This is a genomic window from Pseudomonas sp. N040 (assembly GCF_015637705.1).
Classification (GTDB): Bacteria; Pseudomonadota; Gammaproteobacteria; order Pseudomonadales; family Pseudomonadaceae; genus Aquipseudomonas.
On the sequence record NZ_JADOBE010000001.1, the window covers coordinates 460,859 to 485,076 of the forward strand.

The following is a 24,218-nucleotide window of genomic DNA, read 5'->3' on the forward strand; positions in this document are numbered from 1 at the left end:
TGTAATTAGTGGTGATCAAGTAGTCAGGGTGCGTAGCAGGTTTTTGTAATCCTCACAGATGTCCGCGTCGGATTCCCTGAGTTCAGCAATCTTACGACAAGCATGTAAAACCGTTGTGTGGTCACGCCCACCAAAGGCATCACCGATTTCCGGCAAGCTGTGGTTGGTCAGCTCCTTGGACAGTGCCATGGCTACCTGGCGCGGCCTGGCGACGGAGCGCGACCTGCGCTTGGACAGCATGTCGGAAATCTTGATTTTGTAGTACTCGGCAGCCGTGCGCTGAATGTTATCAATGCTGACCAGCTTATCCTGCAATGCCAGCAAATCCTTCAGCGACTCGCGAATAAGCTCAATGGAAATGTCCTTGCCCATGAAGTGCGCGTGCGCAATCACGCGCTTGAGTGCGCCTTCCAGTTCACGGACGTTAGAGCGGATTTTCTGCGCGATGAAAAATGCCGCATCATGCGGTAAGTCGACCTTGGCCTGTTCGGCCTTCTTCATCAGAATGGCCACACGGGTTTCAAGTTCGGGCGGCTCGACCGCAACTGTCAGGCCCCAGCCAAACCTGGACTTCAGGCGTTCTTCCAGGCCATCAATTTCCTTGGGGTAGCGATCGCTGGTAAGAATGACTTGCTGGCCACCTTCGAGCAGTGCGTTGAATGTGTGGAAGAACTCCTCCTGGGAGCGTTCCTTCTTGGCAAAGAATTGAATGTCATCGATCAAAAGCGCATCGACCGAGCGGTAAAAGCGTTTGAACTCGTTGATCGCATTCAGCTGCAGGGCCTTGACCATGTCGGCAACAAAACGCTCGGAATGCAGGTAGACAATCTTTGCGTTCGGGTTCTTCTTCAACAGGTGATTGCCAACCGCATGCATCAGGTGCGTTTTACCCAAGCCAACGCCGCCATATAAAAACAGCGGGTTGTAGCCATGCTTCGGGTTATCCGCCACCTGCCACGCAGCAGCGCGGGCCAGCTGGTTGGATTTTCCTTCGACAAAATTTTCGAAGGTGAAGGTGCGATTGAGGTAGCTGCTGTGCTTCAGCCCGCCTTCGACCTGGACGGTGCGCTCCTGCGATATCGGTGTCTGCTGCTGATTCGGCTCGGCGGCAACAGCCTTGGCCACAGCGGCAGCCGCGCGTGTTTCGGTAACCGCCGCGGTCTCCGGCTGAGTTGCTGTGGCAGTAGCACTGTGCATGGGCAACTTGTTGTTGCGCTTGCTGCCAATCACCAGACTCAATACCGGCGGTGCGCGATCGGCACGCTCATCCAGCAACTCGAGAAGGCGGCCCAGGTACTTTTCGTTGACCCAGTCGAGAACAAAGCGATTGGGTGCAAAAACACGCAGCTCATCTCCTTCGGCTTCCGCTTGGAGAGGGCGTATCCAGGTATTGAATTGCTGGGCAGGCAGTTCGTCACGCAATAGTTCAACACACTGCAACCAAAGTTCCACAGACACGCGGTATTCCTCGAAACGGTAAAGAAAAAGCGAGGTTAATTGTACCGGCCAGCCCTAAGGTTATCCACAAGGGAATCCCCGCAAAGTGATGTAACTCCGGTTTATTGGTTGAATATTAAGCGCATGATCGCCAAAAATTACCGCTTGTGGATAACGCTGCCTGCCCGCCTCAATGATCTGCAAATAATCATCTAATCAGGCAGTTGCTTCTTATCAGTAAAAGTCTACGCACAAGTTATTCACAGTGTTATGCCTGTTCGGGCAGCTGCGCCAACTCAGCGACACTGCAGCGACATGCTCTGCTGAAACAGCAGTACAACGATCGCCCGCCTACCTTCCGGCGGGCCCTTGATCAGGGGTTTTGCACGTTATGGTTTCCTTGCAATTAAAAGTCCGGATGAAATTGACCTGAAGGGCTTGTTTCTCTAGAATGGCCGGTCTCTTTAAACGGGGGCTGCCTTCAGCTCCCCCAGTAACCACCAGGTAAGCATCATGAAACGTACTTTCCAGCCAAGCACAATCAAGCGCGCTCGTACCCACGGTTTCCGTGCTCGTATGGCTACTAAAAACGGCCGTATCGTTCTGTCGCGTCGCCGTGCCAAAGGTCGCAAGCGTCTGACCGTTTGACCGATTCAGCTTGCCGGGTGAGTCTGGACTTCAGCAGGGAAAATCGCCTGCTGATTCCACGTCAGTTCAAGGCTGTTTTTGACTCTCCCAGCGGCAAGATTCCTGGCAAGAATGTTCTGCTTCTTGCCCGCGACAACGGTCTTGATCATCCACGCCTGGGCTTGGTGATCGGCAAGAAAAGCGTAAAGCTTTCCGTTGAACGTAATCGCCTCAAACGCCTGATACGTGAATCCTTCCGCAAGCATCAAGCATTGCTTGCCGGATGGGATATCGTGATCGTTGCGCGGAAAGGAATCGCTGACTCGGACAACGTCGAGATTACCCGACAGTTCGACAAATTCTGGAAGCGCCTGCAGCGCACCCAGAAAGCTGAAACGCAACCTGTCATCGACTCAGGAGTGGCGCCAAGCCAAGATGCGTAAACTGGCCCTCGGCACGATCCAGTTTTACCGTTATGCCATCAGCCCGCTGATGGCCAGCCACTGTCGCTTCTATCCCAGCTGTTCCTGCTATGCCCATGATGCCATCGAGCAGCATGGCCTGATGCATGGCGGCTGGCTGGCCCTGCGCAGACTGGGCCGCTGTCATCCCTGGAATCCCGGTGGATTTGACCCCGTACCGCCACCTAAATCTCCCCGATCCCCTTCGCTGGTCGAGTAATCATGGATATCAAACGCGCACTTCCGATAGTCGCTCTGGCTGTTGTTTCCTACCTGATGGTTTTGCAGTGGAACGAAGACTACGGGCAGATAACTCAATCGCCGGTTGAAAGCTCGGCTGCGCAAGCAGCGCCGAGCATTCCTGATGATTCAGCGACTGCCGCTGTCAGCAGCAGCGATGTGCCGACGGCTGACCTTCCCCGCGACAAACCGGCCGAGACTGAATCCGCCACAAGCAGCGATCTGATTCGCGTAGAAACAGATGTGTTGCAACTGGCCATCGATCCTCGCGGTGGCGACATTGTTCAGCTCAATCTGCCCCAGTACCCACTGAGCCAGAAGCAGCCGGAAGTACCCTTCCAGTTGTTCAACAACAGCCCGCAACGCCTGTATGTCGCCCAGAGCGGCCTGACCGGGACCAACGGTCCGGATGCCCGCGCATCGGGTCGTCCCCTGTATGCCAGCGCGAAACGTGAATACCGCCTGCAGGACGGCGCCGAGCAGCTGATTGTCGACCTGCATTACAGCGATGCCGGGGTCAACTACACCAAGCGCTTCACCCTGAAACGTGGCCAGTACGATCTGACCGTCAGCTACAAGATCGACAACCAGGGTGCAACTCCCTGGACTGGCAATCTGTTTGCGCAAATCAAGCGCGACGCCAGTGGAGATCCTTCATCGACCACTGCAACCGGCACAGCCACCTACCTGGGTGCTGCAATCTGGACGGCAGAAAAGCCCTACACGAAGATTTCCATGTCCGACATGGATGACAAGCAACTCAGCGAAAAGGTTCAGGGCGGCTGGGTCGCCTGGCTGCAGCACTACTTCGTGACAGCATGGATTTCACCGAAAGATGAAACCAATCAGGTAACCGCACGCAAGGACAGCCAGGGCAACTATCTCGTTGGCTTTACTGCCGCCGCCCTGAATGTTCCTGCAGCCACCCAGGCAGAAACCAGCGTGTCCCTGTACGCCGGTCCTAAAATTCAGGGCATGCTGAAAACCCTGGCCCCCGGACTGGAACTGACTGTCGATTACGGCATTCTCTGGTTTATCGCCCAACCGATTTTCTGGCTGCTGGAACATATCCACAACCTCCTGGGCAACTGGGGCTGGTCGATCATCATCCTGACCCTGATCATCAAGCTGATATTCTTCCCGCTCTCCGCCGCCAGCTACAAGTCAATGGCCCGCATGCGCGCGGTAGCGCCAAAACTGGCCGCTCTGAAAGAGCAGTTTGGTGACGATCGACAGAAGATGTCCCAAGCCATGATGGAGTTGTACAAGAAGGAGAAGATCAACCCCCTGGGCGGTTGCCTGCCTATTCTTGTGCAAATGCCGGTATTCCTTTCGCTTTACTGGGTGCTGCTGGAAAGCGTCGAGATGCGCCAGGCGCCCTGGATGTTCTGGATTACCGATCTGTCGATCAAGGATCCGTTCTTCCTGTTGCCGATCATCATGGGTGTGACCATGTTCATCCAGATGCAACTGAACCCGACCCCACCGGATCCGATGCAGGCCAAGGTGATGAAAATGATGCCGATCATCTTCACCTTCTTCTTCCTCTGGTTCCCTGCCGGTCTGGTGCTGTACTGGGTGGTCAACAACATCCTGTCGATTGCCCAGCAGTGGTACATTACCCGGCAGATCGAGGCCGCCAGCAAGGCAGCCTGATCAGAGCCAGTCCAAAGACGCCCCCTCGTGGGGCGTCTTGCTATCCAGCATCAGGAGAGCCCGGCAATGACCAGCAACCTCAAGGACACCATTGCCGCCGTTGCTACGGCGCAAGGCAGGGGCGGCGTCGGCATTGTCAGGGTATCCGGACCCGCTGCGCGCGCGCTCGCGGTTGATATCGCCGGCAAGCAACCGATTCCCCGTCACGCTCACCATACTGCGTTTCTTGGCAGCGCTGGTCAGGTCCTGGATGAGGGCCTGCTGCTGTACTTCCCCGGGCCGAACTCCTTCACCGGCGAGGACGTTGTCGAGTTGCAGGGGCACGGCGGACCAGTCGTGCTGGACATGCTCATGCAGCGTTGCCTCGAGCTGGGCGCCAGACAGGCACGGCCAGGCGAATTCAGTGAGCGGGCCTTTCTGAACGACAAGCTTGACCTGGCTCAGGCAGAAGCGATAGCCGACCTGATCGAAGCAAGTTCAGCGCAGGCAGCACGCAATGCCGTGCGCTCACTGCAGGGCGAGTTCTCCCGCCGCATCAACAAGCTGACAGAACGGCTGATCGACCTGCGCATCTATGTGGAGGCCGCCATCGATTTCCCCGAAGAAGAAATCGATTTTCTCGCCGATGGCCATGTCCTGAACTTGCTCGATGGCATCCGCGCAGAATTGCAGTTGGTCCTGCGCGAAGCCAATCAGGGAGCCTTGCTGCGGGATGGCATGACTGTGGTCATTGCCGGCAGACCGAATGCCGGCAAGTCCAGCCTGCTCAACGCGCTGGCCGGCCGGGATGCCGCGATTGTCACCGCCATTGCCGGCACCACCCGCGATGTTTTGCGTGAACATATCCTTATCGATGGGATGCCGCTGCATATCATCGACACGGCAGGGTTGCGCACAACCGAAGACCAGGTCGAAAAAATCGGTGTCGAGCGCGCCTTGAGCGCCATCGCTGAAGCTGACCGCATACTGCTGGTGGTTGATGCTACCGCCGCCGAAGCGGCAGAACCTTTCGCCCTTTGGCCAGAGTTTCTGCAAGAACGCCCGGACCCGAAAAAAGTTACCTTGATCCGCAACAAGGTCGATCTGTCGGGAGAAGCGGTTGCCCTGGAAACCTGCAGCGATGGACATGTCACCATCAACCTGAGCGCCAGGTCGCTGTCCGGCCTGGAGCTGTTGCGTGAACACCTGAAATCCTACATGGGCTTTGCCCAGACCACGGAAAACAGCTTCAGTGCACGCCAGCGCCACATCCAGGCCTTGCATGAGGCACAAGCCTCGATCGAGCACGGAAGGGCCCAGCTGACCTCTACCGGCGCAGGAGAGCTGCTTGCTGAAGACCTCAGACAAGCCCAGCAGGCACTGGGAGAAATCACCGGCGTTTTCAGTTCGGATGATTTGCTAGGTCGGATTTTTTCGAGTTTCTGCATCGGAAAGTAGTCTCAGCCGGCTGCTCGCTGGCAAAAAACGACTACCCAGCAGGACGGATTTCAGCAAATTTGCAACAATTACCTCCCTGAACCCTGTGGGAAAGTCCGGGTGAGCCCAGTACATAAGCTTGGGTTAGAAGCAGGGATAACTCGCCCTGTGCATAACTATCACTTCCACACACAGCATACCTACCGCTTCTCCCCCTGATACGGGCAGCTAAATCACAGATTTTCATTCTTCAACAGCCCTTTATTAATAAGGCTTTCAGACTGTTATCAACAGAAACAGTCCACACCATTAATAAAAACAAAAAGAGTCTTTATAAGAAATCTTTCTTTTTATTCTTGTTAATAGAGCTTTGCTGACAGGCTGGCTATTTTTTGTTCAAAAGCTTCATTCGGTCAGGCTAAATCCCTATACTTGTCGACCTTTCCAAATCCCCTTTTTGAACAGGCACGAGGTGCGTGGTGGATTTCCCTTCCCGTTTTGATGTGATCGTGATCGGTGGCGGGCATGCCGGTACCGAAGCTGCCTTGGCAGCGGCACGCATGGGCGTGAAGACACTGCTGCTCACGCACAACGTGGAAACCCTTGGGCAAATGAGCTGCAACCCCGCCATCGGCGGGATCGGCAAGAGCCACCTGGTCAAGGAAATTGATGCGCTGGGCGGCGCCATGGCCCACGCGACGGACAAGGGCGGTATTCAATTTCGCATTCTCAACAGCCGCAAGGGGCCCGCTGTACGTGCTACGCGGGCTCAGGCAGATCGGCTGCTTTACAAGGCGGCTATTCGCCAGGTTCTGGAAAACCAGCCCAACCTGTGGATATTTCAGCAGGCTTGCGATGATCTGATTGTGGAAAACCATCGGGTTCGCGGTGTGGTTACCCAGATGGGGCTGCGTTTCCTCGCGGAATCGGTAGTTCTTACGGCAGGAACCTTCCTTGGGGGACTTATCCACATCGGAATGCAGAACTATTCCGGTGGACGGGCCGGCGATCCGCCAGCGATCGCACTGGCCAAGCGCCTGCGCGAACTGCCGCTGCGGGTCGGACGCCTGAAAACAGGCACGCCCCCGCGTATCGATGGTCGCTCGGTGGATTTTTCGGTGATGACCGAGCAGCCTGGGGATACACCGCTGCCAGTGATGTCCTTTCTCGGCTCACAGCAAGAGCATCCCGCGCAGGTCAGCTGCTGGATTACTCATACCAATGCACGCACCCACGAAATCATCGCCAGCAACCTGGACCGTTCTCCCATGTATTCGGGAGTGATCGAGGGTATCGGTCCGCGCTATTGCCCATCCATCGAGGACAAGATTCATCGCTTTGCAGACAAGGACAGCCACCAGGTATTCATCGAGCCGGAAGGTCTGGATACACACGAGCTGTATCCGAACGGTATTTCGACTTCACTGCCCTTCGATGTGCAATTGCAGATCGTCCGCTCGATTCGCGGTATGGAAAATGCCCATATCGTCCGCCCGGGTTATGCCATCGAATATGACTACTTCGATCCGCGTGATCTGAAATACAGCCTGGAAACCAAGGTCATCGGCGGGTTGTTTTTCGCCGGACAGATCAACGGCACCACCGGCTACGAAGAAGCCGGCGCCCAGGGGTTACTGGCCGGCACCAACGCGGCGCTCCAGGCACAAGGCAGGGAGGCCTGGTGCCCACGCCGCGATGAAGCCTACATCGGTGTACTGGTCGACGATCTGATCACCCTGGGTACCCAGGAGCCCTATCGGATGTTCACTTCGCGTGCGGAGTACCGGTTGATTCTCCGCGAAGACAATGCTGATCTGCGTTTGACCGAAAAGGGCCGTCAGCTGGGTCTGGTGGATGATCGGCGTTGGGCCGCCTTCGAGATCAAGCGCGAAGCTATCGAACAGGAAGAGCAGCGCCTGAAGAGCACCTGGGTGCGCCCCGGGACTCCACAGGGCGATGCTATCGCTGAGCGTTTCGGTACGCCGCTGACTCACGAGTACCACTTGCTCAACCTGCTCGCGCGCCCCGAGATTGAATACTCTGGCTTGATCGAGATTACCGGCGCAGGAGCGAGCGATCCGCAGGTTGCCGAACAGGTCGAGATCAAGACCAAGTACGCCGGCTATATCGATCGCCAGCAGGAAGAAATCCAGCGCCTGCGCGCCAGTGAAAGTATCAGTCTGCCGCTCGATCTCGATTACAGCGCTATTCCCGGACTGTCCAAGGAAATTCAGCACAAGCTGGGACAGAGCCGCCCGGAAACCCTGGGCCAGGCTTCACGTATTCCAGGTGTAACCCCAGCCGCGATTTCCCTGCTGATGATCTATCTGAAAAAGCGCGAAGCGGGCCGGCAACTGGAGCAGAGCGCTTGAATTCTGCGGTAACCGCGGCACACGCCGACGAGTTGATGATGGGTGCCCACGAACTGGGCATCGAGATCAGTGCCAGGCAGCAGGAAAAGCTGCTGGCTTACCTGCAACTGCTGATCAAGTGGAACAAGGCCTACAACCTGACGGCGGTGCGCAATCCGGACGAGATGATATCGCGTCATCTGCTGGATAGCCTCAGTGTCCTGCCGCATGTTGCAAAAGCCGGTGAGTACTGGCTCGATGTGGGTAGTGGTGGCGGCATGCCAGGCATTCCGCTAGCCATCATGTTCCCTGAGCGACAATTCACGCTGCTTGATTCGAACGGCAAGAAAACCCGTTTTCTCACCCAGGTACAGCTTGAACTGCAGTTGGACAATGTCACGGTAGTGCATGCTCGAGTCGAAGACTTCAAGCCTGAGCGTCCGTTCGACGGCATTTGTTCGCGGGCCTTTAGTTCACTGGCAGACTTTGCCGACTGGACCCGTCATCTGGGTAATAACCAGACGTGCTGGCTGGCGATGAAAGGCGTTAATCCGGATGACGAGCTGCAGGTCCTTCCATCCGACTTTCATCTTCAGCACACCCATGTGCTGCGGGTGCCCGGTTGCCAAGGTCAGCGTCATCTGCTGATACTGCGCCGCACGATTTAACAGAGAGACCGGTATTCATGGCCAAGGTATTAGCGATTGCCAACCAGAAAGGTGGTGTGGGTAAAACTACCACCTGCATCAACTTGGCGGCATCCCTGGTAGCCACCAAGCGCCGTGTGCTTTTGATCGATCTGGATCCGCAAGGCAACGCAACGATGGGCAGTGGCATCGACAAACATGCCCTTGAACACTCGATCTACGATGTGCTGATGGACGACTGTGATCTGGGTACGGCAATGCAGTATTCCGAGCACGGTGGTTACCAGCTGCTTCCGGCCAACCGGGATCTCACCGCTGCGGAAGTCGCTTTGCTGGAAATGCAGATGAAGGAAAGTCGCCTGCGCAATGCGTTGGCGCCAGTCCGGGAAAATTACGATTACATCCTCATCGATTGCCCGCCGGCCTTGTCCATGCTGACGGTGAACGCCCTGGTTGCAGCAGATGGCGTAATCATTCCCATGCAGTGTGAATACTTTGCCCTGGAAGGCCTTTCCGACCTGATCAACTCGATTCAGCGCATCGCCCAGGCGCTGAATCCTTCACTGAAGATCGAAGGTCTGCTGCGTACCATGTATGACCCCCGGATGAGCTTGACCAACGATGTCTCATCGCAGTTGAAAGAACATTTTGGCGATCAGCTGTACCAAACCGTTATTCCGCGGAATATACGCCTGGCTGAAGCGCCGAGTTTTGGCATGCCCGCGCTGGTGTATGACAAGCAGTCGCGGGGCGCATTGGCCTATCTGGCCCTGGCAGGAGAAATGTCCCGTCGGCAACGCAACAACAATCGGGCTGCTACGGCATAAGGAATTCACATGGTTCTCAAAAAACGTGGGCTTGGCCGTGGCCTGGATGCGCTGCTCAGCGGCAGTAGCGCTGCGGCACTGCAGCAGGAGGCAGCCAGGAGCGACACCAGGGAACTGCAGAATCTGCCGGTTGATTTGATCCAGCGCGGAAAGTACCAGCCACGCCGGGATATGGATCCGGCGGCACTGGAAGAACTTGCCCAGTCGATCAAGGCGCAAGGATTGATGCAGCCGATAGTGGTTAGACCGATCGCTGGCGGTCGTTTTGAGATTGTTGCCGGCGAACGCCGGTGGCGGGCAACCCAGCAAGCGGGGATGGATACGATCGCGGCACTGGTTCGGGATATTCCTGATGAAGCTGCGATTGCCATGGCGCTGATTGAAAATATCCAGCGCGAAGATCTCAATCCCATCGAGGAAGCATTTGCCCTGCAACGCTTGCAGCAGGAATTCCAGCTGACCCAGCAGCAAGTTGCCGAAGCGGTTGGCAAGTCCCGGGTCACAGTTGCCAATCTGCTACGTCTTACGGCTTTGCCCGAGGAGATCAAAACCCTGCTTTCGCATGGTGATCTGGAAATGGGCCACGCCCGAGCGCTGCTCGGCTTACCTCTGGAAAGTCAGGTCGAGGGTGCGCGGCATGTTGTCGCACGGGGTTTGACGGTAAGGCAAACCGAAGCCCTTGTGAGGCAGTGGTTGAGTAGCAAGGAGCGACCGGTTGCGGCGGTAAAAGCAGACCCGGATATCACCCGCCTGGAACAGCGCCTGGCAGAGAAACTGGGCTCTCCAGTGCAGATCAGGCATGGCCAGAAGGGCAAAGGCCAGTTGGTTATCCGCTACAACTCACTGGACGAATTGCAGGGTGTCCTGGCGCATATTCGCTAAGCTGCATGCTTGGTCGGAAACTGTCGACTGGCGGTTGAACGGGGTTACCCCCACGCATATACTTCCCCGGCTAAATTTTCGGTAGTGAATTTGCCAGTTTGATTGACTGGCAGCCGAGAGAGGGGATCACCACTGATGGATGTGCGCATGCAAACCCGCTTGCCGCTTCATCGATTAGCTGTTTTCAAGGTGCTGATTGCCCAGCTGATTGTTGTGTTACTGATTTGCGTACTACTGTTGGTCTGGCGTGGCTGGATTGCTGGCTATTCAGGTTTGTTTGGCGGAGCGATAGCCTGGCTACCAAATCTGTACTTTGCCAAAAAGGCATTTAGTTTCAGCGGTGCTCGCGCAGCCCGGGAAATACTCAGATCGTTTTATGCCGGTGAAGCGGGCAAGTTTGTACTGACAGCAGTGCTTTTTGCACTGGTGTTTGCAGGTGTGAGGCCAGTGGATGCTCCAGCATTGTTCGGAGCTTTCATCGCGACCCAGATGGTCGGCTGGTTCGCACCTTTGCTGATAAAGGCTAAACCTTCGAGACCTTAAGAGCGGTTGAGGTAAAAATGGCAGCAGAAAGCATTTCGGGCTATATCAAACACCATTTGCAGAATCTGACCTATGGCCAGCTTCCCAGCGGCGAATGGGGTTTTGCCCACAGCGCCGAACAAGCCAAGGAAATGGGCTTCTGGGCTGTGCATGTGGATACGCTTGGCTGGTCGGTATTCCTGGGTTTCCTCTTCATCATGTTGTTCCGTGCTGCCGCCAAGCGCGCCACCAGCGGTCAACCGGGGGCTTTGCAAAACCTGGTTGAAGTGATGGTCGAGTTTGTCGACAAGAGCGTAAAGGATACCTTTCACGGCCGGAATGCCGTTATCGCCCCTCTCGCGCTGACCATTTTCGTCTGGATATTCCTGATGAACTTGATGGACTTCGTTCCAGTGGATTGGTTGCCAAAGCTTGCAGCAACAATCAGCGGCAACGACCACCTGTTCTTCCGTGTAGTTCCGACGACTGATCCGAATGCGACTCTGGGCATGGGTATATCGGTATTTGCCCTGATCATCTATTACAGCATCAAGGTCAAGGGTATTGGTGGCTTCCTCGGTGAACTGACCCTGCATCCATTCAACAGCAAGAATGTTGTGGTTCAGGCTTTGCTGGTTCCGGTCAATTTCCTGCTGGAGTTCACCACCTTCGTTGCCAAACCCTTCTCGCTCGGCTTGCGGCTGTTCGGCAACATGTATGCCGGTGAGTTGATCTTCATCCTGATTGCTGTGATATTCAGCGCCGGACTCCTTCTGGGTGTATTCGGTCTGGCCCTGAACTGGGCGTGGGCTGTCTTCCACATTCTGATTGTTACCCTGCAAGCCTTCATCTTCATGATGCTGACCATCGTTTACCTTTCGTTGGCGCATGAAGATAGTCATTGATTACGTTGTACTTTTTTGCAAAACCTTTAACCAATACGACATATAAGTCGGGAGGAAAGATGGAAACTGTAGTTGGTCTAACCGCGATCGCCGTTGCACTGCTGATTGGCATGGGTGCCCTGGGTACTGCCATTGGTTTTGGTCTGCTTGGTGGCAAGTTCCTGGAAGGCGCAGCGCGTCAACCAGAAATGGTTCCAATGCTCCAGGTAAAAATGTTCATCGTCGCAGGTCTGCTGGACGCCGTGACCATGATTGGTGTTGGTCTCGCGCTGTTCTTCACCTTTGCAAACCCCTTCGTTGGTCAAATCGCAGGCTAATCACTCGGCTTGAGTGATTGGTGTGATGGACAACGAAAGAGCGAGGTGTTGGCGTGAACATTAATGCAACCCTGATTGGTCAGTCCGTTGCGTTCTTCATTTTTGTAATGTTCTGCATGAAGTATGTATGGCCTCCGGTCATCACTGCCCTGCATGAACGGCAAAAGAAGATCGCCGATGGTCTGGACGCGGCCAACCGTGCTTCCCGTGATCTAGAGCTGGCCCACGAAAAAGTGGCCCAGCAACTGCGCGAGGCTAAAGGCCAGGCAGCTGAAATCATTGAGCAAGCGAAAAAGCGTGCGACCCAGATCGTTGATGAAGCCAGAGATCAGGCTCGCGTCGAGGCGGATCGCGTAAAAGCGCAGGCTCAGGCAGAGATCGAGCAAGAAATCAACGGTGTCAAAGACGCATTGCGCGCCCAGTTGGGTGGCTTGGCAGTGATTGGCGCTGAAAAGATTCTTGGTGCGACCATCGATCAAAATGCGCATGCGGAGCTGGTTTCCCAACTGGCAGCCGAAATCTAAGCGGGGGCAATCATGGCAGAACTGACCACGCTTGCCCGACCTTACGCAAAGGCAGCCTTTGAGTATGCGCAGAGCCAGAATCAGCTGACCGCATGGTCGGCGATGCTGGGCCTGGCGGTTGCAGTCGCTGGTGATGCGACTCTGCAGCAGATACTCAAGGCTCCGCGTCTGACGGGCGAAGAAAAAGCCAACACGTTTGTTGATGTGTGTGGCGACAAGTTGGATGCCAAGGTACAGAACTTTATCCACGTACTGGCTGAAAACGACCGTCTTCTGCTTTTGCCGGAGATTGCCGAACTGTTCGAGCTTTTCAAGGCTGAACAGGAGAAGTCGGTAGACGTGGAAGTCACCAGTGCCTTTGCATTGAATAATGAACAGAAAGACAAACTCGCCAAGGTTCTCAGCGCACGGCTCAGCCGGGAAGTGCGTTTGCACGCTACGGAAGACTCTACCCTGATCGGTGGTGTCATCATCCGTGCCGGCGACCTGGTTATCGATGGCTCGGTTCGCGGAAAAATCGCGAAACTGGCCGAAGCGTTGAAATCCTGAGTTTGAAGGGGCAGCAGAGCAATGCAGCAACTCAATCCTTCCGAAATAAGTGAAATCATCAAGGGACGTATCGAGAAACTCGACGTCGCTTCCCAAGCCCGCAATGAAGGCACCGTTGTAAGTGTCTCTGACGGTATCGTGCGAATTCATGGTCTTGCCGACGTAATGTACGGCGAGATGATCGAGTTCCCCGGTGGCGTTTACGGCATGGCCATGAACCTTGAGCGCGACTCTGTCGGCGCCATTGTTTTGGGTGCCTACCAGTCGCTGGCTGAAGGCATGAGTGCCAAATGTACTGGCCGCGTCCTGGAAGTCCCGGTTGGCCCGGAACTGCTGGGTCGTGTAGTCGATGCCCTGGGTAACCCGATTGATGGTAAAGGCCCTCTGAACAACGTCGCTACCGACGCTGTGGAGAAGGTTGCACCGGGCGTGATCTGGCGCAAGTCAGTCGACCAGCCGGTACAGACCGGCTACAAGGCGGTTGATGCCATGATCCCGGTTGGCCGTGGCCAGCGCGAGCTGATCATTGGTGACCGTCAGATTGGCAAGACCGCCCTGGCGATCGATGCCATCATCAACCAGAAGAACAGTGGCATTTATTCGGTCTACGTAGCTATCGGTCAGAAGCGTTCGACCATCGCCAACGTGGTGCGCAAGCTGGAAGAAAACGGCGCCCTGGCCAACACCATCGTCGTGGTGGCCAGTGCTTCCGAATCCGCTGCGCTGCAATATATTGCCCCGTACTCCGGCTGCACCATGGGCGAATACTTCCGCGACCGCGGCGAAGATGCGCTGATCGTGTATGACGACCTGTCCAAGCAGGCCGTTGCTTATCGTCAGATCTCCCTGTTGCTGCGTCGTCCGCCAGGCCGTGAAGCTTATCCGGGCGACGTGTTCTATCTCCACAGCCGTCTGCTGGAGCGCGCATCGCGCGTTTCCGAAGAGTACGTAGAGAAGTTCACCAACGGTGCCGTGACTGGCAAGACCGGTTCCCTGACCGCTCTGCCAATCATCGAAACCCAGGCTGGCGACGTTTCCGCGTTCGTACCAACCAACGTGATTTCGATCACCGATGGCCAGATCTTCCTCGAATCGGCAATGTTCAACTCCGGTATCCGTCCGGCCGTTAACTCCGGCGTTTCGGTATCGCGTGTTGGTGGTGCGGCCCAGACCAAGATCATCAAGAAGCTTTCCGGTGGTATCCGTACCGCTCTGGCGCAATATCGTGAACTGGCAGCCTTCTCCCAGTTTGCTTCGGATCTGGACGACGCCACGCGCAAGCAACTTGAGCATGGCAAGCGCGTTACCGAGCTGATGAAGCAGAAGCAATTTGCGCCGATGTCGATTGCCGATATGTCGCTGTCGCTGTATGCCGCTGAGCGTGGATTTCTGAACGACGTCGAAGTGGCGAAGGTTGGTAGCTTCGAATCTGCCCTGCTTGCCTACTTCAACCGGGATCATGCTGCCCTGATGGCGAAGATCAACGAGAAGGGTGACTTCAACGACGAAATCGATGCAGGGATCAAAGCCGGTATCGAGAAGTTCAAGGCCACTCAAACCTGGTAAGTCGCAGCGGAGGTTGTAAAACCTCCGTCTGCTAAACCGATAGGTTTTCCTATATAGGTGTTGCATGGCAGGCTCAAAAGAGATTCGCACGAAGATTGCGAGCATCAAAAGCACGCAAAAGATCACCAACGCCATGGAAAAAGTGGCGGTCAGCAAGATGCGCAGAGCACAAATGCGCATGTCTGCGGGTCGTCCTTATGCTGAGCGTATCCGTCAGGTTATCGGCCATTTGGCCAACGCCAACCCGGAATATCGTCATCCATTCATGATCGAGCGCGAAACAAAGCGTGTTGGTTATGTAGTGGTCAGTACTGACCGTGGTCTTTGCGGTGGTTTGAACACCAACTTGTTCAAAGCACTGGTCAAGCACATGGCAATCAATCGCGAGCAGGGCATCGAGATCGATCTGTGCGTGATAGGCAGCAAGGGCGCGGCGTTCTTTCGCAGCTTTGGCGGCAATGTAGTTGCGGCGATCAGCCATATCGGCGAAGAGCCATCGATCAACGACCTGATTGGTAGCGTCAAGGTAATGCTGGACAGCTACATGGCGGGTCGTATTGATCGCCTGTTCGTGGTGGCTAACAAGTTTGTCAACACCATGACGCAACAGCCGGCAGTGGAACAGCTGGTTCCGCTAGTCGCGGACGAGAGTGCCGAGCTGAAGCATCACTGGGACTACCTGTACGAGCCGGACGCCAAGCAACTTCTTGATGGTCTGCTGGTTCGTTATGTCGAATCCCAGGTCTATCAGGCGGTGATCGAAAACAACGCTTGTGAGCAGGCTTCGCGGATGATGGCGATGAAGAATGCCACCGAGAATGCCGGTGACCTGATCAGTGAATTGCAGCTGATCTACAACAAGGCCCGTCAGGCAGCGATCACGCAAGAAATTTCGGAAATCGTCGGCGGCGCAGCCGCGTTGTAAGACAGGTTCAAATTTTCAGAGGAACCAGACATGAGTAGCGGACGTATTGTTCAGATCATCGGTGCTGTTATCGACGTGGAGTTTCCATGTGAGCAGGTACCGAACATTTATGACGCACTGAAAGTTCAAGGTGCAGATACCACCCTGGAAGTTCAGCAGCAGCTGGGCGACGGCGTGGTGCGTACCATTGCCATGGGCTCGACCGAAGGGTTGAAGCGAGGCCTGGACGTATCCAACACCGGTGCAGCGATTTCCGTACCGGTGGGCAAGGCAACGCTCGGCCGCATCATGGATGTGCTGGGCAACCCGATCGATGAGGCTGGCCCAATCGGTGAAGAAGAGCGCTGGGGCATCCACCGCGATGCGCCATCCTTCGCTGAACAGGCCGGTGGCAACGAACTGCTGGAAACCGGGATCAAGGTTATCGACCTGATCTGCCCCTTCGCCAAAGGTGGCAAGGTTGGTCTGTTCGGTGGTGCCGGTGTCGGCAAGACCGTAAACATGATGGAACTGATCCGTAACATCGCCATCGAGCACAGCGGTTATTCCGTGTTCGCCGGTGTGGGTGAGCGTACTCGCGAGGGTAACGACTTCTACCACGAGATGAAGGACTCCAACGTTCTGGACAAAGTGGCCCTGGTCTACGGCCAGATGAACGAGCCGCCGGGCAACCGCCTGCGTGTAGCCCTGACCGGTCTGACCATGGCCGAGAAGTTCCGTGACGAAGGTAACGACGTGCTGTTGTTCGTCGACAACATCTATCGTTATACCCTCGCCGGTACCGAAGTATCTGCACTGCTTGGCCGTATGCCATCGGCTGTAGGTTACCAGCCGACCCTGGCGGAAGAGATGGGTGCCCTGCAAGAGCGGATCACCACCACCAAGAGCGGTTCGATCACCTCGATCCAGGCCGTCTATGTCCCTGCGGATGACTTGACCGACCCGTCCCCGGCGACCACTTTCGCCCACCTCGACGCTACCGTCGTACTGTCGCGTGACATCGCCTCGCTGGGTATCTACCCGGCGGTGGACCCGCTGGACTCCACCTCGCGCCAGCTTGATCCGCTGGTGGTAGGGGTTGAGCACTATGAGACCGCGCGTGGCGTGCAGTACGTTCTGCAGCGTTACAAGGAACTGAAGGACATCATCGCCATTCTGGGTATGGATGAACTGTCGGATGCAGACAAGCTGATGGTATCCCGCGCACGGAAAATCCAGCGCTTCCTGTCCCAGCCGTTCTTCGTCGCCGAAGTATTTACCGGTTCGCCAGGCAAGTACGTGTCCCTGAAAGACACCATTGCCGGTTTCAGCGGCATCCTCAAGGGCGAGTTCGACAACCTGCCAGAACAAGCTTTCTACATGGTCGGCGGCATTGACGAAGTAATCGAGAAAGCTAAGAAACTGTAATCCCCGAGCGCCCGTTCGCGGGCGCTTAAATGAGGCAAGCGTATGGCTATTACAGTCCATTGCGACATCGTTAGTGCTGAAGCAGAGATCTACTCCGGCCTGGTTGAGATGGTTATCGCTCACGGCAATCTCGGTGATTTGGGTATTGCGCCCGGTCACGCGCCCTTGATTACCGACCTGAAGCCGGGTCCGATTCGCATAGTCAAGCAAGGCGGCGAAGAAGAGGTTTTCTACATCTCTGGCGGCTTTCTCGAAGTACAGCCGAGCATGGTGAAGGTCCTCGCCGATACCGTTCTGCGTGCTGCGGATATGGACGAAGCTTCGGCTCAGGCAGCAGTTCAATCTGCACAGAAAGCCCTGGGCGAAAAAGGCGCCGAGTTTGATTACGCTACGGCGTCCAATCGGCTTGCCGAAGCAGTTGCCCAGTTGCGGACCGTCAAGCTTCGCCAAAAGTATCGCAGTTAACCCTGCGCTGCTTCAGGCCACAGAAGTAAAAGGGTAGCCTTGGCTACCCTTTTTTATGCCTGCATTAACCGCTGCAGACTTCATCAGGAAGATTGCCATGTCACTGAATATCGTCATTCTTGCTGCCGGTCAGGGTACCCGCATGCGCTCAGGCATGCCCAAGGTGCTGCACCCGGTTGCGGGAAAACCCATGCTTGGCCATGTGATCGACACTGCCCGCACGCTTGCACCCCGCAGCATCCATGTGGTGATCGGGCATGGTGCCGATCTGGTAAGACAGCGCCTGCAGGCGGACGACCTGAATTTTGTGGTGCAGGCAGAGCAGCTCGGCACCGGGCATGCGGTGGCGCAGGCGACCCCCCACGTCAGTGCAGAGCAGGTGCTGATTTTGTATGGCGATGTGCCGTTGATCCAGTCGGCCACGCTGCAACGCCTGCTGGCCAAGGCCGGGCCCGACCGCCTGGCACTGCTGACGGTTACCCTGGAAGACCCCACCGGCTACGGGCGGATCATTCGCGATGCCAGCGGCAGCGTGCAGGCAATCGTCGAGCAGAAGGACGCCACTGCACAGCAGCAGGAAATCCGCGAAGGCAATACCGGCATCCTGGTGGCACCGGCCAGCCGGCTGAGCGACTGGCTGGGTCGGCTGTCGAACAACAATGCCCAGGGCGAGTATTACCTGACGGATGTGATTGCCATGGCGGTGGCCGATGGCCTGGTGGTGGCAACCGAGCAACCAGTGGATGCCATGGAGGTGCAGGGCGCCAACGACCGCATCCAGCTGGCCGAACTGGAGCGGCATTACCAGCAGCGCGCCGCCCGGCAACTGATGGCACAAGGCGTGACCCTGCGCGATCCGTTGCGCTTTGACGTGCGCGGTGAGGTACAGGCGGGCCGCGACATCCTGATCGATGTCAACGTTGTGCTGGAAGGCCGGGTGATCATCGAGGATGACGTGCAGATCGGGCCGAACTGCGTGATCAAGGACAGCACGCTGCGCCGCGGTGCGGTGGTCAGGGCCAATTGCCATCTGGAAGGCGCGGAGCTTGGCGCGGGCAGCGACTGCGGGCCGTTTGCGCGTCTGCGTCCGGGCGCGGTGCTGGGTGCTATGGCGCATGTCGGCAATTTCGTCGAGATCAAGAATTCCCGTCTAGGTGATGGCTCCAAGGCCGGCCATCTGACCTACCTGGGCGACGCCGAGATCGGCGCCAACTGCAACATCGGCGCCGGCACCATTACCTGCAACTATGATGGTGCCAACAAGTGGAAAACCGTGCTGGGCAATGATGTGTTCATTGGCTCGAACAATTCGCTGGTGGCACCGGTCAGCGTCGGCGATGGCGCCACCACCGGCGCCGGCTCGACCATCAGTCAGGACGTTGCCCCTGCCGCACTGGGTGTCGGCCGGGCCAAGCAGCGCAACATCGAAGGCTGGAAAAGGCCGGAGAAGATCAAGAAATAGCCGTTCCGGCGGATACGCGAAAGGCCGCCAATGCGGCCTTTCGTCCGTTCAGAGGTTGACTAGACTGGCATATTGGGTTTTGATTCGCGCCAATATCTTTCGAATCGAAACAAGCCAATGTCAAAGCGCAACACGCCGCAACGCCGACACACCATTCTCGGCCTGCTCAACGAGCAGGGCGAAGTCAGTGTGGACGAACTGGCCCGGCGCTTTGCCACCTCCGAAGTCACCATCCGCAAGGATCTGACCGTACTGGAGAGCAATGGCCTGTTGCTGCGCCGTTACGGCGGCGCCGTGCCGGTACCACAGGAGCTGATAGCCGAACCGGCACAGCCGGTCTCACCCGGCAAGCGTGCCATCGCCCGGGCGGCGGTGGCACGCATCCGCGAACATGCGCGGATCATTATCGACAGCGGCAGCACCACCGCCGCGATGATTCCACAGCTGGGGCGCAAGCCCGGACTGGTGGTGATGACCAACTCGCTGAACGTGGCCAACGCACTGCGCGAGATCGAACATGAGCCGGTGCTGCTGATGACCGGCGGCACCTGGGATCCGCATTCGGAATCCTTCCAGGGCCAGGTCGCCGAGCAGGTGCTGCGCTCCTACGATTTCGACCAGTTGTTCATTGGTGCCGATGGCCTGGACATTGCCCGCGGTACCACGACGTTCAACGAATTGCTTGGTTTGTCGCGGGTGATGGCCGAAGTCGCCCGCGAAGTGATTGTGCTGCTCGAGTCGGACAAGCTCGGTCGGCGGATTCCCAACCTGGAGCTGCCCTGGAGCAGTATCCATACCCTGATAACCGACGAGCGCCTCGATCCCGCGGCGCGCTCACAGATTGAAGCCTGCGGCGTGGAAGTCATCTGCGCGGTGCTGGGCAACTAAGGAGAAGAATATGTGTGGCATCGTTGGCGCCGTCGCCGAGCGGCCGATTACCCCGATTCTCGTTGAGGGCCTCAAGCGCCTCGAATACCGCGGCTATGACAGCGCCGGTGTCGCCGTGATCAGTCCGTCCGGCGTGCTCGAGCGTTGCCGCCGCTCGGGCAAGGTCAGCGAGCTGGCCCAGGCCCTGCAGGGCGCGCCGCTGGAAGGCCGGGTCGGGATCGCGCATACCCGCTGGGCGACCCACGGAGCCCCCTGCGAGCGCAATGCGCACCCGCACTTTTCCGGGGCCGAGCTGGCCGTGGTGCATAACGGCATCATCGAAAATCACGAAGCGTTGCGCGAGCGGCTGAGCGGACTGGGCTATGTGTTCAGCTCGGACACCGATACCGAGACCATCGTTCACCTGCTGCACCTCAAGCTCAAGGAGCATCCGGAGCTGGCCGATGCGCTCAAGGCGGCGGTTGCCGAGCTGCACGGCGCCTACGGCCTGGCGGTCATCAGCAGCGCCCAGCCGGATCGCCTGCTTGCGGCCCGCAGCGGCAGCCCGCTGGTGATCGGCCTGGGCCTGGGCGAGAACTTCCTGGCCTCCGACCAGCTGGCGTTGCGCCAGGTGACCGACCGTTTCATCTATCTGGAAGAAGGCGACATCGCCGAGATCCGTCGCGACGGCCTGCAGATCTGGGATGTCACTGGTGCCCCCGTGCAACGTGAGCCGGTGCAGTACCACGAAGGCGCCGAAGCCGCCGACAAGGGCACCTTCCGCCATTTCATGCTCAAGGAAATCCATGAGCAACCGAGCGTCGTGCAGCGCACCCTGGAAGGTCGGCTGGGCGCCGATCATGTGCTGGTCCAGGCCTTCGGGGCGCAGGCCGCCGAGCTGTTCGCCAGGGTCCGCAATGTGCAGATCGTCGCCTGTGGCACCAGTTATCACGCCGGCATGGTGGCGCGTTACTGGCTGGAGGCGCTGGCCGGGATTCCCTGCCAGATCGAAGTGGCCAGCGAGTTTCGCTACCGCAAGGTGGTAGTACAGCCCGACAGCCTGTTCGTCAGCATCTCGCAGTCCGGTGAAACCGCCGATACCCTGGCCGCCCTGCGCAATGCCAAGGCCCTGGGCTTTCTCAGCAGCCTGGCGATCTGTAACGTCGGCACCAGTTCGCTGGTGCGCGAATCGGACCTGACCCTGCTGACCCAGGCCGGCCCGGAAATCGGCGTGGCCTCGACCAAGGCCTTCACCACCCAGCTGGTCGCCTTGCTGCTGCTGACCCTGGCCCTGGGCCAGGTGCGCGGCAGCCTGGACAAGGCCGTGGAGGCCGAGCTGGTGGAAGAGCTGCGCCGGCTGCCGACCCACCTCGGCGAAGCGCTGGCGATGGACAAGAAGGTGGAGAAGGTCGCCGAACTGTTCGCCGAAAAGCACCACACCCTGTTCCTCGGCCGTGGCGCACTGTATCCGGTGGCCATGGAAGGTGCGCTCAAGCTCAAGGAAATTTCCTATATCCACGCCGAGGCCTATCCGGCCGGCGAGCTCAAGCACGGGCCGCTGGCGCTGGTCGACAGCGACATGCCGGTGGTCACGGTGGCGCCGAACAACGAACTGCTGGAGAAGCTCAAGTCCAACCTGCAGGAAGTTCGCGCGCGCGGCGGCGAACTGATCGTGTTCGCCGACCAGCAGGCCGGCATGGGCAACGGCGCCGGCACCCACGTGATCGGCATGCCGCATATCCATGATGTGCTGGCGCCGATTCTCTACACCCTGCCGCTGCAGCTGCTGTCCTACTACGTCGCCGTGCTCAAGGGTACCGATGTCGATCAGCCACGGAACCTGGCCAAGTCGGTGACGGTCGAATAGAACCGGGAAACCGCCGCGGGGTGACGGCTCGTCCGCTCAATTAGGCCGGACAGCCGTTGCCCCCTAGAATGTGCGCGCCAGGTGTAGCCACCTCCATTGAACCAGCACGGAACCGCATCAGCATGAGCTTGCCCAATACATCATCCAGCCAGGGCTCTTCGGCCCCGCTGGCCAACCCGACAATCAAGAGCCATCTGGCCTTCACCCTGGTCAGCGGGCTGGCCTTGCTGGTGATCTACGGGCTGTTGCGGGTTGCCCTGCTGGTCTACAACCACGAGCTGATGGGCAGCACCCCGGCCAGTGAGTTCCTCGAGGCCTTCTACAACGGCATGCGCTTCGACCTGCGCGTGGTGGTGTATGCCTGCGTCCCTCTGCTGCTGGCGCTCTTCAGTGTGCGCGCGATGGCCGCCCGGCGCGGGCTGCGCCTGTGGCTGACCGGCTTTGCCAGCCTCACGCTGTTTCTCGGCATCACCGAGCTGGACTTCTACCGCGAATTCCACCAGCGCCTGAACAGCCTGGTGTTCCAGTACTTCGAGGAAGACCTGTACACCGTGGGCAGCATGCTGTGGAACGGTTTCCCGGTCGGCCGCTACCTGCTGGCCTGGGCCCTGGCCACCTGGTTGCTGGCCAAGTTGTTCAAGGGCCTGGACCTGCTGACCCGGCCCAAGGCGCCGTCGCAGCACTCCGCCGGCCCGGCCTGGTACTGGCGCGGCACGGCATTTGTCGTGTGCCTGCTGGTGGCCGTGATCGCCGCGCGTGGCCACCTGCGCCAGGGCCCGCCGCTGCGCTGGGGCGATGCCTATACCACCAGCTCGATGTTTGCCAACCAGCTGGGCCTGAACGGCACGCTGACCCTGGTGTCGGCGGCGCAGGCCAGCCTCGGGCCGCACCGGGACAACCTGTGGAAGTCCACCCTGTCCGATGCGGATGCCCTGCAGACCGTACGCGACATGCTGCTCACGCCGCATGACACCCTGCTGGATGCCGACACCGCGGCGATCCGCCGCGACTTCGTGCCGCCGGCCGAGAACACCCTGCCGATCCGCAACGTGGTGGTGATCCTGATGGAAAGCTTCGCCGGCCACTTTGTCGGTGCTCTGGGTTCGCCGCTGAACATCACGCCGAACTTCGACCGGCTGGCGCAGGAAGGCCTGCTGTTCGACCGCTTCTTCTCCAACGGCACGCATACCCATCAGGGCATGTTCGCCACCATGGCCTGCTTTCCCAACCTGCCCAGCTTCGAATACCTGATGCGTACCCCGGAAGGTTCGCACAAGTTTTCCGGCCTGCCACAGCTGCTGGGGCCGCGCGGCTTCGACAACCTGTACGTGTACAACGGCAATTTCCAGTGGGACAACCAGTCGGGCTTTTTCAGCAACCAGGGCATGACCAACTTTGTCGGCCGCGAGGATTTCGTCAACCCGGTGTACATGGATCCGACCTGGGGCGTGTCCGACCAGGACATGTTTGACCGCGGGGCCAAGGAGCTGGCCGCCAACTATGGCGACAAGCCGTTCTATGCCCTGCTGCAGTCGCTGTCCAACCACACGCCCTACGCCCTGCCGAAGGATTTGCCGGTCGAGCCGGTGACCGACCAGGGTTCTTCGAATGAGCACCTGACCGCCATGCGCTATTCGGACTGGGCCCTAGGCCAGTTCTTCGAGAAGGCGCGCAAGGAGCCCTATTTCAAGGACACGCTGTTCGTCATCGTTGGCGACCACGGCTTTGGCAGTAACCAGCAGCTCACCGAGATGGACCTGTTCCGCTTCAATGTGCCGCTGCTGCTGATCGCTCCGGGGATCCAGGAAAAATTCGGCAGCCGCAACCACAGTGTCGGCACGCAGGTCGACATCGTGCCGACCATCATGGGCCGCCTCGGTGGTAAGGTGCGCCATCAGTGCTGGGGTCGCGACCTCCTCAACCTGCCGGCCGGCGACCAGGGCATCGGCGTGATCAAGCCGTCGGGCGGCGACCAGACCGTGGCCATCGTCTCGCCGGAGCGCATCCTGATCCAGCCCAAGGGCTTCCCGCCACGCCTGTACGACTACCAGCTGGGTGCCGATGCCAGGGCCGAGCGGGTGCCGGGTGACCGCGATCCGCAGCTGCAGAAGGCCCTCGAGGCCTTCCTGCAGACCGCGACCAAGAGCCTGCTGGACAACACCGCCGGCGTGGTCGACGGCAAGCCGGACGCGCAGTAGCGCGGCTTGGGCAGACATAGGGTGTGTGCGTAGGGTGGGCTTCAGCCCACCCTACGCACACCCGTTTGCCGTCAGGCAACCTTCTCGCGCCGCCCGGGCA

At 58.1% G+C, this 24,218-nt stretch carries 23 protein-coding genes; 22 read left to right on the top strand and 1 reads right to left on the bottom strand.

Annotated features, from left to right (window positions below):
• Window positions 1–15: 15 nt before the first annotated feature.
• Complete coding sequence (gene dnaA / locus ISX93_RS02160) at window positions 16–1,458, bottom strand: chromosomal replication initiator protein DnaA (protein ID WP_195777039.1); 1,443 nt, start codon at window positions 1,456–1,458, stop codon at window positions 16–18.
• Window positions 1,459–1,950: 492 nt separating this feature from the next.
• On the opposite strand from dnaA, the gene rpmH reads away from it, so the two are divergent.
• From rpmH to ISX93_RS02270, 22 genes are all read left to right on the top strand, one after another.
• Window positions 1,951–2,085, top strand: coding sequence for a 50S ribosomal protein L34 (rpmH, locus tag ISX93_RS02165; RefSeq protein WP_195777040.1), 135 nt, complete (start codon window positions 1,951–1,953; stop codon window positions 2,083–2,085).
• A 17-nt stretch (window positions 2,086–2,102) separates the two neighbouring features.
• Complete coding sequence (gene rnpA / locus ISX93_RS02170) at window positions 2,103–2,507, top strand: ribonuclease P protein component (protein ID WP_195777041.1); 405 nt, start codon at window positions 2,103–2,105, stop codon at window positions 2,505–2,507.
• Complete coding sequence (yidD, locus tag ISX93_RS02175) at window positions 2,500–2,745, top strand: membrane protein insertion efficiency factor YidD (protein WP_195777042.1); 246 nt, start codon at window positions 2,500–2,502, stop codon at window positions 2,743–2,745. Before rnpA ends, yidD begins: the two co-directional genes overlap by 8 nt.
• Before the next feature lie 2 nt (window positions 2,746–2,747).
• Window positions 2,748–4,421, top strand: coding sequence for a membrane protein insertase YidC (gene yidC, locus ISX93_RS02180; protein ID WP_195777043.1), 1,674 nt, complete (start codon window positions 2,748–2,750; stop codon window positions 4,419–4,421).
• Window positions 4,422–4,487: 66 nt separating this feature from the next.
• Complete coding sequence (mnmE, locus tag ISX93_RS02185; RefSeq protein WP_195777044.1) at window positions 4,488–5,858, top strand: tRNA uridine-5-carboxymethylaminomethyl(34) synthesis GTPase MnmE; 1,371 nt, start codon at window positions 4,488–4,490, stop codon at window positions 5,856–5,858.
• A gap of 458 nt (window positions 5,859–6,316) precedes the next feature.
• Window positions 6,317–8,209, top strand: coding sequence for a tRNA uridine-5-carboxymethylaminomethyl(34) synthesis enzyme MnmG (mnmG, locus tag ISX93_RS02190; RefSeq protein WP_195777045.1), 1,893 nt, complete (start codon window positions 6,317–6,319; stop codon window positions 8,207–8,209).
• 35 nt (window positions 8,210–8,244) lie between these two features.
• Window positions 8,245–8,856, top strand: coding sequence for a 16S rRNA (guanine(527)-N(7))-methyltransferase RsmG (gene rsmG / locus ISX93_RS02195; RefSeq protein ID WP_195777194.1), 612 nt, complete (start codon window positions 8,245–8,247; stop codon window positions 8,854–8,856).
• A 17-nt stretch (window positions 8,857–8,873) separates the two neighbouring features.
• Window positions 8,874–9,662 (top strand): ParA family protein, encoded by a 789-nt coding sequence (locus tag ISX93_RS02200; RefSeq protein ID WP_195777046.1) that lies wholly within the window; start codon window positions 8,874–8,876, stop codon window positions 9,660–9,662.
• Between the two features lie 9 nt (window positions 9,663–9,671).
• Complete coding sequence (locus ISX93_RS02205; RefSeq protein WP_195777047.1) at window positions 9,672–10,544, top strand: ParB/RepB/Spo0J family partition protein; 873 nt, start codon at window positions 9,672–9,674, stop codon at window positions 10,542–10,544.
• Window positions 10,545–10,679: 135 nt separating this feature from the next.
• The gene (locus ISX93_RS02210; protein ID WP_195777048.1) at window positions 10,680–11,087 is read left to right on the top strand and encodes a F0F1 ATP synthase subunit I; all 408 of its coding nucleotides are present in this window, start codon (window positions 10,680–10,682) and stop codon (window positions 11,085–11,087) included.
• A gap of 17 nt (window positions 11,088–11,104) precedes the next feature.
• Entirely contained in the window at window positions 11,105–11,971 is an 867-nt protein-coding gene (gene atpB, locus ISX93_RS02215; RefSeq protein WP_195777049.1) for a F0F1 ATP synthase subunit A, read from the top strand.
• A gap of 59 nt (window positions 11,972–12,030) precedes the next feature.
• The gene (gene atpE, locus ISX93_RS02220) at window positions 12,031–12,288 is read left to right on the top strand and encodes a F0F1 ATP synthase subunit C (protein ID WP_195777050.1); all 258 of its coding nucleotides are present in this window, start codon (window positions 12,031–12,033) and stop codon (window positions 12,286–12,288) included.
• Between the two features lie 53 nt (window positions 12,289–12,341).
• Complete coding sequence (locus ISX93_RS02225; RefSeq protein ID WP_195777051.1) at window positions 12,342–12,812, top strand: F0F1 ATP synthase subunit B; 471 nt, start codon at window positions 12,342–12,344, stop codon at window positions 12,810–12,812.
• Window positions 12,813–12,824: 12 nt separating this feature from the next.
• Window positions 12,825–13,361 (top strand): F0F1 ATP synthase subunit delta, encoded by a 537-nt coding sequence (locus tag ISX93_RS02230; RefSeq protein ID WP_195777052.1) that lies wholly within the window; start codon window positions 12,825–12,827, stop codon window positions 13,359–13,361.
• 21 nt (window positions 13,362–13,382) lie between these two features.
• Complete coding sequence (gene atpA, locus ISX93_RS02235) at window positions 13,383–14,927, top strand: F0F1 ATP synthase subunit alpha (protein WP_195777053.1); 1,545 nt, start codon at window positions 13,383–13,385, stop codon at window positions 14,925–14,927.
• A 64-nt stretch (window positions 14,928–14,991) separates the two neighbouring features.
• A complete protein-coding gene (gene atpG / locus ISX93_RS02240; RefSeq protein WP_195777054.1) occupies window positions 14,992–15,852 on the top strand; it encodes a F0F1 ATP synthase subunit gamma in 861 nt (286 codons plus the stop codon).
• A 30-nt stretch (window positions 15,853–15,882) separates the two neighbouring features.
• Window positions 15,883–17,259, top strand: coding sequence for a F0F1 ATP synthase subunit beta (gene atpD / locus ISX93_RS02245; protein ID WP_195777055.1), 1,377 nt, complete (start codon window positions 15,883–15,885; stop codon window positions 17,257–17,259).
• Window positions 17,260–17,301: 42 nt separating this feature from the next.
• Window positions 17,302–17,724, top strand: a complete 423-nt coding sequence (locus tag ISX93_RS02250) for a F0F1 ATP synthase subunit epsilon (RefSeq protein WP_195777056.1) — start codon at window positions 17,302–17,304, stop codon at window positions 17,722–17,724.
• A 97-nt stretch (window positions 17,725–17,821) separates the two neighbouring features.
• The gene (gene glmU / locus ISX93_RS02255) at window positions 17,822–19,186 is read left to right on the top strand and encodes a bifunctional UDP-N-acetylglucosamine diphosphorylase/glucosamine-1-phosphate N-acetyltransferase GlmU (protein WP_195777057.1); all 1,365 of its coding nucleotides are present in this window, start codon (window positions 17,822–17,824) and stop codon (window positions 19,184–19,186) included.
• 117 nt (window positions 19,187–19,303) lie between these two features.
• Window positions 19,304–20,074 (top strand): DeoR/GlpR family DNA-binding transcription regulator, encoded by a 771-nt coding sequence (locus ISX93_RS02260; protein WP_195777058.1) that lies wholly within the window; start codon window positions 19,304–19,306, stop codon window positions 20,072–20,074.
• A gap of 10 nt (window positions 20,075–20,084) precedes the next feature.
• A complete protein-coding gene (gene glmS, locus ISX93_RS02265; RefSeq protein WP_195777059.1) occupies window positions 20,085–21,920 on the top strand; it encodes a glutamine--fructose-6-phosphate transaminase (isomerizing) in 1,836 nt (611 codons plus the stop codon).
• Between the two features lie 122 nt (window positions 21,921–22,042).
• Window positions 22,043–24,118 (top strand): LTA synthase family protein, encoded by a 2,076-nt coding sequence (locus ISX93_RS02270; protein WP_195777060.1) that lies wholly within the window; start codon window positions 22,043–22,045, stop codon window positions 24,116–24,118.
• Window positions 24,119–24,218: the final 100 nt, after the last annotated feature.

Excerpts from the sequence above, each read along its gene's own strand:
- ISX93_RS02270 (WP_195777060.1), top strand. The coding sequence starts at position 22,043 with ATGAGCTTGCCCAATACATCATCCAGCCAGGGCTCTTCGGCCCCGCTG.
- ISX93_RS02210 (WP_195777048.1), top strand. The coding sequence starts at position 10,680 with ATGGATGTGCGCATGCAAACCCGCTTGCCGCTTCATCGATTAGCTGTT.
- yidC (WP_195777043.1), top strand. The coding sequence starts at position 2,748 with ATGGATATCAAACGCGCACTTCCGATAGTCGCTCTGGCTGTTGTTTCC.
- mnmE (WP_195777044.1), top strand. The coding sequence starts at position 4,488 with ATGACCAGCAACCTCAAGGACACCATTGCCGCCGTTGCTACGGCGCAA.
- ISX93_RS02260 (WP_195777058.1), top strand. The coding sequence starts at position 19,304 with ATGTCAAAGCGCAACACGCCGCAACGCCGACACACCATTCTCGGCCTG.
- ISX93_RS02205 (WP_195777047.1), top strand. The coding sequence starts at position 9,672 with ATGGTTCTCAAAAAACGTGGGCTTGGCCGTGGCCTGGATGCGCTGCTC.
- atpB (WP_195777049.1), top strand. The coding sequence starts at position 11,105 with ATGGCAGCAGAAAGCATTTCGGGCTATATCAAACACCATTTGCAGAAT.
- atpG (WP_195777054.1), top strand. The coding sequence starts at position 14,992 with ATGGCAGGCTCAAAAGAGATTCGCACGAAGATTGCGAGCATCAAAAGC.
- atpD (WP_195777055.1), top strand. The coding sequence starts at position 15,883 with ATGAGTAGCGGACGTATTGTTCAGATCATCGGTGCTGTTATCGACGTG.
- ISX93_RS02200 (WP_195777046.1), top strand. The coding sequence starts at position 8,874 with ATGGCCAAGGTATTAGCGATTGCCAACCAGAAAGGTGGTGTGGGTAAA.
- atpA (WP_195777053.1), top strand. The coding sequence starts at position 13,383 with ATGCAGCAACTCAATCCTTCCGAAATAAGTGAAATCATCAAGGGACGT.
- rpmH (WP_195777040.1), top strand. The coding sequence starts at position 1,951 with ATGAAACGTACTTTCCAGCCAAGCACAATCAAGCGCGCTCGTACCCAC.
- ISX93_RS02230 (WP_195777052.1), top strand. The coding sequence starts at position 12,825 with ATGGCAGAACTGACCACGCTTGCCCGACCTTACGCAAAGGCAGCCTTT.
- ISX93_RS02250 (WP_195777056.1), top strand. The coding sequence starts at position 17,302 with ATGGCTATTACAGTCCATTGCGACATCGTTAGTGCTGAAGCAGAGATC.
- rsmG (WP_195777194.1), top strand. The coding sequence starts at position 8,245 with ATGATGGGTGCCCACGAACTGGGCATCGAGATCAGTGCCAGGCAGCAG.
- glmU (WP_195777057.1), top strand. The coding sequence starts at position 17,822 with ATGTCACTGAATATCGTCATTCTTGCTGCCGGTCAGGGTACCCGCATG.
- yidD (WP_195777042.1), top strand. The coding sequence starts at position 2,500 with ATGCGTAAACTGGCCCTCGGCACGATCCAGTTTTACCGTTATGCCATC.
- glmS (WP_195777059.1), top strand. The coding sequence starts at position 20,085 with ATGTGTGGCATCGTTGGCGCCGTCGCCGAGCGGCCGATTACCCCGATT.
- atpE (WP_195777050.1), top strand. The coding sequence starts at position 12,031 with ATGGAAACTGTAGTTGGTCTAACCGCGATCGCCGTTGCACTGCTGATT.